This window comes from Acinetobacter sp. ANC 3781, assembly GCF_004331285.1.
Taxonomy (GTDB): domain Bacteria; phylum Pseudomonadota; class Gammaproteobacteria; order Pseudomonadales; family Moraxellaceae; genus Acinetobacter.
Genome location: NZ_SJOH01000005.1, coordinates 44,912 through 57,950, shown reverse-complemented (window position 1 = coordinate 57,950; position 13,039 = coordinate 44,912). Strand labels below are relative to the sequence as shown.

Genomic DNA, 13,039 nt, shown 5'->3' with positions numbered 1-13,039 from the left:
TCAAATTAGAGTAGTCGTATGCCGAATAATCCGTTTGATGAGCATCAATTGTCGAATGACATGTTTTATAAAACATTATTAGAGTCAACTTTAGCTATACCCTGGAGTATAGACTGGGCAACGAAACAGTTTAGTTATATTGGTCCTCAAATTGAAAAGTTACTGGGCTGGAAACAGGATTCCTGGAAGTCGGTGCAGGATTGGGCAGACCGCATGCATCGTGATGACCGTGATCATGTGCTGAATTTCTGTGTAAGCCAGTCCATTGCCGGTATAGATCATGAAGCAGATTATCGTGCTTTAAAGGCAACAGGTGGATATTGCTGGATTCGGGATGTCGTCCATGTGGTACGCAAGGAAAATGGTGAAGTTGAAAGTTTAGTCGGTTTTATGTTTGATATTTCTGACCGAAAAAAAAAGGAAGAAGAATTACATAGCTTACACCGCAAACTGGAAGAATTTTCCTATAAGGATGGTTTAACAGAGATTGCCAATCGCCGTTTATTCGATGATTTTTATTCACGTGAATGGTATAACGCAATACGTGAACAAAAGTCGCTCTCAGTGATTATGATCGATATCGACTTTTTTAAACAATACAATGACTTTAATGGACACATCATTGGGGATGCCTGTATTAAGCAAATTGCGCAGATGCTGGAAAGTTGCTGTGTCCGTCCGCGTGATTTAGTGGCACGTTATGGCGGAGAAGAATTTGCAATTGTATTGCCGGAAACCCCTTTAGAAGATGCGATGCAAGTTGCAAAAAAGATTCTTCACATGATGGATCAGGCAAATCTTCCGCATAGGGCTTCCCCTATTTCTGAAAACGTCACTTTAAGTATGGGGGTTAAAAGTATTATCCCTACCGCACAGAATGACAAAATGCACTTTTTAGATACGGTCGATAAAAACCTGTTTAAAGCCAAACAGACTGGGCGTAAGCGGTTTGTTGCCGATGAAATGTCAAATTCTATTTTAAGTTCAGCAGACAATTGAAACGCAGATAAATAAAAAAACTCCCTTCTATTGAAGGGAGTTTTTTTATTTATCTTTAAAATGTACCGGAATCCATTGATAACTCTTACCGTCTTTAGAGTAAATATGACCTAAACCCGGAAAAGGTAAATGGGGTGCTGCAATCAGTTGACCCTCTTTGGCATATTCAGCAAAGTGTTTCAGACGTGTCTGTACCGCTGTTTTGGGATCAACATCAAATTCAATCGCAGTTTCGGGACGGTCAAACTGAAGGGTATGTGAATGCACGATGTCACCAATAAATACCGCTTCCTGACCATCGGCTTTGAGTTTAAAGCTGTAATGCCCCGGGGTATGACCAAACGATGGTTTAAATTCGATACCACCAAAAGCCAATGATTTATCCGAGAATACCTTCACTTTTCTAGCTTTTTCATAGGGTGCTAAAGCCGCTTTAATTTTTTCAACCGTACCCAGGAAACCAGCCTGTTTTTCTTTTGGCAGTTTCTTTAGCGTATTTGGATTGAGCCAATAGTCGTATTCCGTTTTCGCAATGTGTAGCGTGGCATTTGGATAGTTGGCTACACCATTGTTTGAAATACCACAGACATGGTCAGGGTGTAAGTGGGTGAGGAAAATCTCGTTCACTTGTTCGGGTTTGTAGCCTGATGCTTTTAAGTTGTTATAGATTGAACCTAAATGTGCGCCAAAGCAGCTGGCTGCACCGCTGTCCACCATGAGTAACAGATTGCCTGTATTGATCAGGAAGGCATTCACAGATGTTTGAATACCTTTGGCTTGGTCAGCGTAGTATTTCTTTAAAATTTCAGTTTTATCGAGGTCGCTTAAGCCTTTAAACATGGATGGGTTGAGGTAGTTTGTTCCATCGAGTAGGGCGGTAATTTGGGTATTACCGATTTGGTGATGGTAATAGCCTGCGACTTGTTTTTGTTGGACAATGTTTACTTCAGCAGCGTAAGTAGTAGTGAGAACTGTGGTGCTTAAGGTGAGTGCTAGGAATAGAGGTTTCAAAGTTTTCATAGGTTTCTTATAAGTTGATTAAATGTTTTTATATGATATTAGATTCTAACTAGGAGATTTAAGTTTTGTTTTTTGTCTATTGATCTTTTGAGTCAGATTTCTCTGACAACGTGGACAATCTTCAAATAGATTCTCTTTTAAAATATAATACCAAGGCAGTAGAACATTAATTTTATTACCTAATTTATTAATTATTATCTTTTCATAAATCATTGTGTTTTTATCATATTTTAGAATGGGATCTAACTCTAGTTTTTCAGGATTATAAATTTTAACAAGGTTGTCTGAGTGTATATTAAAAAGTATAAAATTTTCATCATAAAATAGTGTATTAATGACTGAGTTGTATATTTTTTCTAAATTTTCACTTTTAATAGTTTTTAAATATTGATAATCGTCTCCTTTGTGTTTATCACAAGTCATTAATTCATGATGTTCACCAAACATGAATTTGAAAGAAATATTGGTATTAAAGTCGATATTACCTAAATTATAGTAGTCAGATAATTTAAATGTAAATGTTCTAGTATTTTGTAGTAGATATAATAATATTGAGTGAAAATGGAACAAGTGATCATCATGATTTGGATTGCAAAAGTACGTTAATTCTTCATTTTGGCAAGAACTAATGTGGTCAGTAAGGAAATAATTGTATGAATCCTTATGTTGTAGAATAAAATGACCATGATCTAGAATAAATATAGCATTAGGTACTAAGTCAAGAGAATATTTGTTTTTTAAAGAATTTATACATTCTGTTAATTTTTCATTATCTAAATCTGTGGTATAGAAAAATATAATTCCAAATCCTTCATTAGATATATTAGCTTCTTTTTCACTTCTATTTTTTCTTAGTCTTTTATATGAAGCAATATTTTCAAAAGCAGATTCTAATTCTGTTTGAGTTACTTTTGATTTAACTTGAATTGTACCGTAAGTATTTTCAACTGGATGAACTTCAAGTGTATTTCCTCTTTTCATTAATAAAATTCTTTCTTCGTGGTTAGAAAAAAGAATGTCTAATTCTCTTGAATAATTGCCATTAGTATCTGCAACTCTACAACTTATTTCACTAATAAGAAATTTAGGAGGTACTAAACCGGCATTTAATAAGTGTTTACGTAAAATTTCTTCTCTATGAGTACCTAAGTCTCTTGTATGTTTTATATTCTTTGAGCGGTTATAACTATTCATTAAATCTTTTTGGGAAATTGACAACTCATGACCTAGCCCTTGAAATTCAGTTTTTTTTAATTTTAAAGTCCTTACAGTCTCGGTCTTATCGACGAGAAATTGAAGTGCATTTGAATTGCTCATAAGATTCCAATAATATTAAGCATGCTTTTATTAACAATTATTATTTTATCAAATAAAAGCCCCTACATCAGTAGAGGCTTTTTTATCTTTCGTCTTAAACCTTAAGACACTTTATCACCCGGTTTGGCACCAGATTCAGGTGAAATCACCCAAACACCTTCGCCATTACCCGCAGCGAGTACCATACCGTTCGAGATACCAAAACGCATCTTACGTGGTGCAAGGTTAGCCACCATCACCACCAATTTGCCTTTAAGGTCTTCAGGCTGGTAGAACTCACGAATACCACTAAATACATTGCGTGGCTCAGCTTCACCGACATTTAAAGTTAATTGAAGAAGCTTGTCAGAACCTTCAACCGTAGCTGCCTCGACAACTTCTGCAACACGCAGGTCAACTTTTACAAAGTCATCAATGGTGATGCTTTCAGCTTCACCGACTTTAGGTTCAGCTTTCTTCTCTTTGGCTTTCTCTTTTTTCTTTTCAGCTTTTGGTGCTTCAGCAGGGGCAGCTAAAGAGTCTTTAGATGCATCCACCATTGCCGCAACCGCTTTAGGGTCAACACGTTGCATGAGCGGTTGGAACAACGCAATTTCATGACCCACAAGGATGTCTTTACGAGATTCGAAATTGAAGCTTTCAAGTTGTAAAAAGGCTTGAACTTGCTGTGCCAACGTCGGCAATACAGGCGCAAGGTAAACTGCCAATTGACGGAACAGGTTAATACCGACTGAACACACGTCATGAACTTGCTGTTCTTGACCTTCCTGCTTTGCAAGCGCCCACGGTTTTTTCTCATCAATGTACTGGTTTGCTTTATCTGCCAATGCCATGATTTCACGAATCGCAGCAGAGAATTCACGTGCTTCATATTGGGCAGCAATTGACGAGCCTGCGTCGATAAAGCTTTGTACCAATTCAGGCTCAGCACAAGTCGTGCTTAACTTATTATCAAACTTGGTGTTGATGAATTTTGCACAACGGCTGGCAATGTTGACCACTTTACCAACCAGATCTGAATTCACTTTTTGAACGAAATCATCAAGGTTCAAGTCAGAATCTTCAACTTTGTCCGAAAGCTTAGACGCAAAGTAGTAACGTAAATATTCAGGGTTCAAATGTTCTAAATAAGTTTCCGCTTTAATAAACGTACCGCGAGATTTAGACATCTTCTGACCATTTACAGTCAGGAAACCGTTTACGAACAAGCCCGATGGCGTACGGTAGTTTGCACCTTCAAGCATCGCAGGCCAGAATAGCGCGTGGAAATACACGATGTCTTTACCAATGAAGTGATAGACCTCATTTTCAGAGTCTTTTTTCCAGTAATCATTGAAGTTTAATTCTGGACGTTTGGTTTTGATGTAGTTTTCAAAACTCGACATGTAGCCAATTGGCGCATCGACCCAAACGTAAAAGTATTTGTTTGGTGCATCTGGAATTTCAAAACCGAAATACGGTGCATCACGAGAGATATCCCAGTCGTTTAAGCCTGCTTCAAACCACTCATCCAGTTTATTGGCAATAGAAACTGGCAAGCGACCTTGGTCACGTGTCCATTTTTGTAGATATTCAGCAAAATTTGGAAGTTTGAAGAAGTAATGATCTGATGATTTCTCAACAGGTGCAGCACCACTTAAAGTCGATTTTGGATTCAATAGTTCTGTTGCATTATAAGTTGCACCACACACTTCACATGAGTCGCCGTACTGATCTTCCGCTTTACATTTCGGGCAGGTGCCTTTAATGAAACGATCTGACAAGAACATGCCTTTTTCAGGGTCGAACAATTGTTTGACCGGACGAACTGCAATATTGCCTGCTTCACGGTTCTTAATGTAAATCTCAGAGGAGCGATTTTTATTTTCTTCACTGTTGGTCGAATCATAATGGTCAAAGTGAACACCGAACCCATCAAAGTCACGGATATGTTCTTTTTGCACATTGGCAATTTGCGCTTCAGGTGAAATGCCGTTCGCTTCAGCGCGCAGCATGATTGCTGTACCGTGAGCATCATCCGCACAGACGTAAGTCACGTCATGACCCATTGCACGCATGGCACGAACCCAAATATCTGCTTGGATATAACCGAGTAAGTGACCCATATGGATTGGACCATTGGCGTATGGAAGGGCGTTAGTGACTAGGATATTACGCACGGATCTGACTCTCTCATTCGTATATTATGCAATGGGCCATAATTTTACATGATGCAGAGGGGATTACAAAGAAATGCTTTAGCAGAAGCACAACCAATAAAGCGACCGGAACATTCAAATACAAAAATCACTATCGTCCGATGAGCAACGATTAAACAATTGATCGTATTACGTGAGCGCTACTTCCTGCAATCAATAGCAACAATATGTACAGGCTTTGTTGCAGTTTGCTTAATTCTCCCGCTTATTTACATGATTTGTGCTAAAAAAATTGTCTAATAATTTTTATACACCTCAGGGAGGGTCCTCATGACTCAGAATAACCAGACCAGTATTTCGAAGCAGAACCAAGATAAAGAACGACATGCACGAGAATTGAATGACCCAATCGAAAAAGAGCAAAAGCAGAACGAGATCGATAAACAGCACAACCAAGAATATCAGGAGACTCTAGAAGCCCAGAAGAAAAATACTGATGAAAAGTCTGAAGCTAAGCAAAGCGCTCAGTCAAATGGCGAACATGCAGATCAAAAAGATAATTCTGATCATGTTAAAGAATCTCAGTCAGGCAATTCAGACAAAAAAACTGAAACCATTAAGATGGATGACTTAAAAGCGAAGGCAATCGCCATTGGTGAAGAACTATTGAAAAAAGGCGAAAAGATTCTGAATGAGCTAAAAAATGGCAAGTCCGACAGTCAGCAAAATGGTGTGCAGGGTTCAGATTCGAAAAATGCTAAATCTGATCAAGATAAATCGGTACAGTCAGATAAACAAAATTCTAAAGCGGGTCAGAATGGTCAGCAGGACCTTGTGGCCAATTTAAAAGATGAGGCTCTGCATAAGTTCGAAGACACTAAACAGAAGATTACTGAGTTAGTGAGTGAAGCCAGTGTCAAACTCGGTGAACTCAGACAGATGGCGGCTGACACGATGAGTAAAATCAAGCAAGATGATCAGTCTCAGTCAGATGATTCAAAAAAGGATGACCAAAATGCTTCGTCGAAGGACAACGACTTAGATCAAACTCATAAAAAAGATGACTCCAAAAAGGATCATGATAAAAATGCTCAGTCTGAGCAAAACAAGTCTGACCAAAATAAAAATCATAAATAATGATTCTAGTTTAAAGGCTCCTTCAGTCAGGGCGTGATTGGAGGAGCCAGCAAGACCGAAAAATTTAAGATCGTTCCGAAAAACATGGACCATCTGCATATTAGATATTATCTAAATCAGGCGAACTGTTATTTAGTGGCTATGATGTGGACTCAATTTCGATTGGGATTCAGTCATTTGTCATAGTATTTATTTTATAGCGCTATGTGCTGTATTGAATACCTGTGATAATAGCCACTTAAAGCAATGTGCCAAGAGTAAAAGCGATGATTGATGATGATTTTGATTTAGATGATTTCGAACGAGAAGTGACCCGAATTCCACAAAATCAGAATGTTCAAGACAAACTGGGGAAAGGTATTTTACAAAATGCCGAGCAATATCTTCAGGAAATATCTGCAGGTGAACACACCCATTTAATCCAAGCGTTACGTCAATATGCTCAAGTTGAAGCTTATTTTGATGTACTTGCCGATAATCTGGATCAACCGGTCGATGCAAAATTTGCCAATGATGCCTTAAACTTGATTCATATCTGGAGCTTGATCAATCAACATGAAGATGATGTGGCAAGCTTAAATCTTTTAGATGTGATCAATACGGATTATTTCCAGGCAGAACTACTTGAAGCTTTCGATGCTTTAGAGATTGATGCTGGAAATAAAGCACAGCGCCGTTTGGTGATAAAAGACACATTTAAATTATATGAAATGCAGTGCTTTGCAGGCTGCATTCCGCTTTTATATGCGCAACTGGAAGGTTTATTGACGGATGTTTTAATTGAACGTGGTTTTTTAAAACAGAATCAGACCAAATTTGTCGATGTCTACAAAATTGTCCCGGGTTTAAAAGGGCATGAAATAAAGAGCTTGTGGCATAAAGCCAAAATTGCTTGTGAAATGAATATTTACTTTGCAGAATTGGCAGCCTATAAGATGGACAGCAGCTCAACCGTGACCATGACCCGCCATAATATTTTGCATGGTACCGATGTCAGTTATTTCAGCAAAGAACGCAGTTTTATCTTGTTTATTTGGCTGTTTTCGGTAGTGAGTTTTATGAGTACGCTTAGAAAGTAATAAAAATGAATATCATTAAGTTGAATTTTGTTGCTTTGACACTTGCTTAAGAGCAGCTCTGAAATCATTCCATTAACTACACCATCCAAATACAGGGATGGTGTAGTTATATAGAGATAGGCTTTGTTAAAGGAATATTTAATCCATTCTATTTTTGGATATAAAATACATGAAAAGAACAATAAATATTGAATGAATGATTAAGCGGATCTTTATTTATTGAACCGGTAGTGGAATATATAAACATGGCTGATGAATTCAAATTTTTCTTCGAATAAATGAAATAGAGAACCTAGTTAAATTGGCAGTTTTGAATCGCTGCGAGATAGAAACTTAAAAATAAAAGAATGGGTCGAGCAGGGGAGCTGCTCTGTTGCGTTTGAAAATAACCACACCAGAATAGGTCTAACCTATTATAATAAATTGAAAATAGTATGATCTTGAGCTTGAGATTAGGGGATACTCAAATTTAGATCATACAATACAACCTGTTATGCGTGGAAAGGACCAGTTGAGATCTAAAGTTCACGCCATACTTTATTTTTATCATTTAAAGAAACGGTAAAATTGAAATTTGAATCATCAGATACCAATAGGCCGGTAGGTGTATGCATCACCACCTTTAAAATAGTCCCTTGTTCAAAAACCAAAGGATTACAATTTTCTTTTTTTAGAATGATAGGTTCTAATAACTCGATAACTAAATTGTCACTGTCCATTTTGCTTCCCCGAGCAGTATTGAGAATGTAATTAAATAATACCATGATTTGATAAGTATTTAACCAATTTTATCAGCATTGAGAGTTAAATCAAAAAAAATCAGATGGAATTTTTATGTGATATACCCATTAAAAACAAAATTGCCAATCTATTAAATTTTAGCATTCTAGGTTCTAAATTTTTTATAATTTTCCTTAATTTTATAAAAAGCACAACTGAATAAATAATTGAATGTTTTTTTAATATTATTTTAATTTATGAATATTAGCTTAGTTCGTCATAGAAGGTAATATTTCGTTTTTTCAGGCTGCTTGGGTATTTTACAAGAGATGTGAATATTGCTTAACTATGTTAAACCATACTTATATCTTCAATATCTCTAAAAACTTGATTTTGAAAAATTTAAGTTATTTTCTTGGAGATTTATATCTATCATGAGGCGGAATGATGGAAATGTCATTGATGGCTTAAGTCAAAAGTGTGCATTGTTTATTGAAATGTGGGATTGTTTAACCTGATTCACGCGAAAAAACATTTCCCAAACAGTGAATAAGTTGTTACAAAGATGAAAATAATAGAATAATGGCGGATTCATCCATAGGGTTAAAAATCTGTTTAATCTGAGTGGATGACTTAGGTTGTGAATTAAAAATAAAAGGAATATCCATACGCAATGTTTAAATCTTTTTTTCCGAGCCCGAAATGGTTCTTTTTGTCGTTGGTGCTTTGGTTTTTAATCAATGTGGCTTTGTGGTATTCCGGTGGAAATAGTTGGGGAACATTTTTAGGCTTTGCACCCGGCTATCATGAAGCGGAATTGCCTATCGGAGTCAGTCGTTTCTGGAGCCCTTCATTTTTATGGTTCTATCTGTGGTTTCTTGTCTCAACGGTTATTTTTGCCCTGTTCTGGCGGTTTAAATCTAGCAATCCTTGGCAAGGATGGTCAGTTTGGGGATCTGCCTTTATTCTGTTTAATATTTGGTTTTCAGTACAAGTCAATGTTGTAGTGAATGCATGGTACAGCCCATTTTATGACTTGATCCAGAAAATGCTTGGTAGTGGCGGTGGAAATGTCAATTTACTTTATAGTGAAACCATGACCTTCCTGTATGTTGCCATGGTGTATGTCACCATTGCAGTATTTAATCTGTTCTTTGTCAGTCATTACATTTTTCGTTGGCGTACCGCAATGAATGATTATTACACCGCGCATTGGGAACAGTTACGGCATATTGAAGGGGCTTCGCAGCGTATTCAGGAAGACACCATGCGCTTTGCCAAGACTACAGAAAGTCTGGGGGTGAGTTTTATTCAAGCCTTAATGACGTTAATGGCATTTTTACCGGTGTTATTGCAGTTGTCCTCACATGTAAAACAACTGCCGATCGTGGGAGAAATTCCTTATGCGCTGGTCTGGGCTGCCATTAGTTGGGCAGTTTTGGGTACAGTTGTATTGATGGTGGTGGGTTATAAATTACCAGGCTTAGAGTTCAATAATCAAAAGGTGGAAGCCGCATACCGTAAAGAACTGGTGTACGGAGAGGATTATGCTGACCGTGCAGATCCGCTGACTTTAAAAGAATTATTTAGTAGGGTTCGTTTTAACTATTTCCGTTTATATTTCCACTACGCCTATTTTAATATGGTACGTATCTGGTATATGCAACTGGATAATCTGTACGGTTTATTTGTGTTATTCCCGAGTATTGCCGCAGGTACAATCACGCTGGGTTTAATGATGCAGATTGCAAATGTATTCGGTAAGGTACGTGAGTCATTCCAGTATTTGATTGAGTCATGGCCAACGATTATTGAGCTACTTTCAATTTATAAGCGTTTAAGAGCATTTGAGTCGACTTTGGATAAGTAAGTTGAATCTCGAATTGTAAAATAAAAGCCCGCCTAATGCGGGTTTTTTTATAGGATGGGTTGTTTGTCATACTGCTTTAAATCGAGCCGATTATCTACATGGTAATATAGATTATCCTTGTAAAGGTTATATTTTGGATTATTTAAAATTGTATAATTAAAAGATTATGTAACACCGAAAATAATGGTTTACCTGTATATTGATAAAAAAAGGGCGGAATAAGAAAAGATGAAAGTTCTCTACAGTTTAATTTATCTCGGTTGTCTTCCTCTTGTCAGCTCATTTGTTTTTGCAGACGTCATTCAGGGAACATCTTTTTCAAATCAAGAATGGGAAATCTACTGTAGCAATACAGGAACTTGCCGTGCCGCAGGTTATCAGGATGACCTGACCCAAGCTATGCCCGCATCCATTTTATTGACCCGTAAAGCGGGAGCAAAACAGGCGGTTCAGGCTGAATTTGCCTTGTCAGATTATGATCAAAGCTTGGATAAAAAGAAGCTTAAAAATATTCACTTTTATATTAACGGTAAAGACTTGGGGGTTATTCATCTGAATGGAACGAATGAACCTTTAATGGGCACACTAAATGCCAAACAAGTGAATGGTTTATTACAACAAGTGAAGAAAAACGTAAAAATTGTGTTTAAAAATATGCATTACTCATGGCAGGTTTCCGATGCCGGTATGACTGCTGCATTATTGAAAATGGATGATTTTCAAAAGCGTATCGGGACAGTGGGTGCATTGGTAAAAAAAGGCAGCGTAAATGAAGCAAAAGTTTTAACTCCACAGCCAAAACTGCTGGTAAAAAAAGTCAAAACGGCCACGAAACCCTATTTAACGCTTCAGCCGAATGCGAAATCTTACAAAGCCTTGCATACGATTTTATTGGTTGCTCAGCCTGAGTTGCAAGACGGTCATGCATTTTGTGAGGGCATTTATACGGAACAAGGTGTAACCCCACAAGCAATTGAGTTGTATAAGCTGTCTAATCACAAAGTGCTAGCCACAACCCTGTGCTGGCGTGGGGCGTATAATGAAGGGTATGGGGCTTGGGTGATAAACGAATCCTTAAAAGGTAAGGTGAATTTTGTGACAGAATCTGCATCAGAATTTGGCGATGGTGAAATAGGAAGTTCACAAAAGGGACGTGGCGTAGGCGATTGTTGGGCGATGAGTGAATGGATTTGGGATGGAAAAACTTTTGTGCAGAGCATAGACCGCTGGTCGGGCATGTGTAAGGGCTTAGCTGCGGGTGGGGTCTGGAATTTAGATTTGATTGAATCTGTCGTAAGGTAACTACATCCTGTAAAAAGCAATACATTGAAGCAAATCTTGGTTTGAGGCAGGTATTGCTTACCCGGAAAGGTTTAAATAAATAGATCTACCAGAAGACAAAACCAGATAATTAAACCTGGCTATTCCTTTATCTGATCATAAGTGAAATTGTCGTATAGTTTGGCTGATACATTTACTTGAACCCATGATCAGATTTGTAAAAGTTGACTGAACTGTTATGCAGTTCAAGTTATCAAACTAAAACAATTAAAAATTGGCAATTTATGAACTATTTTGAATCAAAAAATAAAAAACAATTCAGTAAAATAAATAATAAAATCAAAGTTATGAGTTTGTTATTTTGAGGCTTTTCATATATTTTTATTTATACGGCATAATTGAGAATTGATACGTGAATTTTAGAACATTAATCTTGATGGGGGGAATGGGCATCGCTTTACATGGCTGTACAAGTCTAGGCAGTTTAACCTCGGATTCAGCTCAGAATTTTGCTTCACCGCAGGAACTGATTGTTCAAAAAAATATAAATGCTGCCAACGGTCGGGCTAAAGAATATGTCTATTATTGGGGACCCAAACAAGACAATAAAGAACCGCAAGCTTTATATCCAAGAAAATATTTAAATAATTATTGTACTGCAAAGGGCGGAAAATTCTCTCTTTTATATAAAAGTTCAATGAACTTAGTAAAGAATCAATCGGATAAAAAACAGTTATCCAGCTATAGCAGTGTCAAGCAAGGCATAGGTGTCTATAAATGTGTGCAAATGGATGGGCAAAGCTGGATTGCATCCATTGAACCGGTTTATGAACGAAAATTAGAGGATGGCAGCAATGCCCGTACGGTTGCACTGCAAACTACAATCATGACGGCTTCAGATGCTCAAAAATTTTATTCAGCTGCCCATTTTTCAAATAGTTCTGCTGCAAAAAAAACCAATGTAAATAATCAGACGACCAAAAATACAGCGAGTAAATCGGTGTCTCAGAAAGAGGTTGATATTAAAAAAGACACTGAAACTAAAAAAGAAACCAAGCTTGCGCCTGAATTGCCCGTAAAACAGGCTATACAACTGGTGGAAACACCACAACAGCAACAGCTCAAATCTTATGTTGCGGCACGTCGCGATTTGAATAGTGGCAAAAATCAGATGGCTGCCTGTAATAATGCACAACGTGCTTATAATTATGGCAAGTTACAGGGAACGGATGGAACCAAAGTTTATACGGAATCTGGAATGCTGGTCGCGCGCTGTTTAACCAGTGTACCGAGTTATAGCAGCCGCTTCACCAATTCTAAAGGACAAGCAATCAAGATTTTGCAAAACCTGTCCAATAATTACAATCATACAGGTGCGAAGAATATGTTGAGACAGATCAAGTGATTTGCCACTATTCAATTAGAATTTTAAAAAACTTGCCCGGTCAGCTAGGTTATCCCCATGATTGGATCACGGA

10 protein-coding genes are annotated in these 13,039 nt (G+C 37.5%); 6 read left to right on the top strand and 4 right to left on the bottom strand.

All coding sequences use genetic code 11. The features are described 5' to 3' along the window. Positions 1–18 precede the first annotated feature (18 nt). On the top strand, positions 19–999 hold the full coding sequence (locus E0H89_RS05140) for a sensor domain-containing diguanylate cyclase (protein WP_131215099.1): 981 nt from the start codon (positions 19–21) through the stop codon (positions 997–999). Between the two features lie 45 nt (positions 1,000–1,044). Here E0H89_RS05140 and E0H89_RS05135 read toward each other — a convergent pair whose 3' ends face one another. The 3 genes from E0H89_RS05135 to metG form a co-directional block, all read right to left on the bottom strand. Then, positions 1,045–2,019: an MBL fold metallo-hydrolase gene (locus tag E0H89_RS05135; protein WP_131215097.1), complete on the bottom strand. Its 975-nt coding sequence runs from the start codon at positions 2,017–2,019 to the stop codon at positions 1,045–1,047. A 45-nt stretch (positions 2,020–2,064) separates the two neighbouring features. Continuing rightward, positions 2,065–3,336 (bottom strand): DUF6602 domain-containing protein, encoded by a 1,272-nt coding sequence (locus E0H89_RS05130; RefSeq protein ID WP_131215095.1) that lies wholly within the window; start codon positions 3,334–3,336, stop codon positions 2,065–2,067. 101 nt (positions 3,337–3,437) lie between these two features. Next, a complete protein-coding gene (metG, locus tag E0H89_RS05125) occupies positions 3,438–5,495 on the bottom strand; it encodes a methionine--tRNA ligase (RefSeq protein WP_131215093.1) in 2,058 nt (685 codons plus the stop codon). A 309-nt stretch (positions 5,496–5,804) separates the two neighbouring features. Between metG and E0H89_RS05120 the strand changes: the two genes are divergently transcribed. Both E0H89_RS05120 and E0H89_RS05115 read left to right on the top strand, forming a co-directional pair. Continuing rightward, positions 5,805–6,611, top strand: a complete 807-nt coding sequence (locus tag E0H89_RS05120) for a hypothetical protein (RefSeq protein ID WP_131215091.1) — start codon at positions 5,805–5,807, stop codon at positions 6,609–6,611. Positions 6,612–6,877: 266 nt separating this feature from the next. Next, positions 6,878–7,690, top strand: coding sequence for a hypothetical protein (locus tag E0H89_RS05115; protein ID WP_131215089.1), 813 nt, complete (start codon positions 6,878–6,880; stop codon positions 7,688–7,690). A 518-nt stretch (positions 7,691–8,208) separates the two neighbouring features. On the opposite strand, the gene E0H89_RS05110 is transcribed toward E0H89_RS05115, so the two are convergent. Then, positions 8,209–8,409, bottom strand: coding sequence for a hypothetical protein (locus E0H89_RS05110; RefSeq protein WP_131215088.1), 201 nt, complete (start codon positions 8,407–8,409; stop codon positions 8,209–8,211). A gap of 674 nt (positions 8,410–9,083) precedes the next feature. On the opposite strand from E0H89_RS05110, the gene sbmA reads away from it, so the two are divergent. From sbmA to E0H89_RS05095, 3 genes are all read left to right on the top strand, one after another. After that, complete coding sequence (gene sbmA, locus E0H89_RS05105) at positions 9,084–10,280, top strand: peptide antibiotic transporter SbmA (RefSeq protein ID WP_131215086.1); 1,197 nt, start codon at positions 9,084–9,086, stop codon at positions 10,278–10,280. 228 nt (positions 10,281–10,508) lie between these two features. Further along, positions 10,509–11,582, top strand: coding sequence for a DUF1176 domain-containing protein (locus tag E0H89_RS05100; RefSeq protein WP_131215084.1), 1,074 nt, complete (start codon positions 10,509–10,511; stop codon positions 11,580–11,582). A gap of 415 nt (positions 11,583–11,997) precedes the next feature. After that, positions 11,998–12,966 (top strand): hypothetical protein, encoded by a 969-nt coding sequence (locus E0H89_RS05095; protein ID WP_131215354.1) that lies wholly within the window; start codon positions 11,998–12,000, stop codon positions 12,964–12,966. Positions 12,967–13,039 lie beyond the last annotated feature (73 nt).

Excerpts from the sequence above, each read along its gene's own strand:
- E0H89_RS05110 (WP_131215088.1), bottom strand. The coding sequence starts at position 8,409 with ATGGACAGTGACAATTTAGTTATCGAGTTATTAGAACCTATCATTCTA.
- E0H89_RS05120 (WP_131215091.1), top strand. The coding sequence starts at position 5,805 with ATGACTCAGAATAACCAGACCAGTATTTCGAAGCAGAACCAAGATAAA.
- E0H89_RS05135 (WP_131215097.1), bottom strand. The coding sequence starts at position 2,019 with ATGAAAACTTTGAAACCTCTATTCCTAGCACTCACCTTAAGCACCACA.
- E0H89_RS05115 (WP_131215089.1), top strand. The coding sequence starts at position 6,878 with ATGATTGATGATGATTTTGATTTAGATGATTTCGAACGAGAAGTGACC.
- E0H89_RS05140 (WP_131215099.1), top strand. The coding sequence starts at position 19 with ATGCCGAATAATCCGTTTGATGAGCATCAATTGTCGAATGACATGTTT.
- E0H89_RS05100 (WP_131215084.1), top strand. The coding sequence starts at position 10,509 with ATGAAAGTTCTCTACAGTTTAATTTATCTCGGTTGTCTTCCTCTTGTC.
- E0H89_RS05130 (WP_131215095.1), bottom strand. The coding sequence starts at position 3,336 with ATGAGCAATTCAAATGCACTTCAATTTCTCGTCGATAAGACCGAGACT.
- sbmA (WP_131215086.1), top strand. The coding sequence starts at position 9,084 with ATGTTTAAATCTTTTTTTCCGAGCCCGAAATGGTTCTTTTTGTCGTTG.
- E0H89_RS05095 (WP_131215354.1), top strand. The coding sequence starts at position 11,998 with ATGGGGGGAATGGGCATCGCTTTACATGGCTGTACAAGTCTAGGCAGT.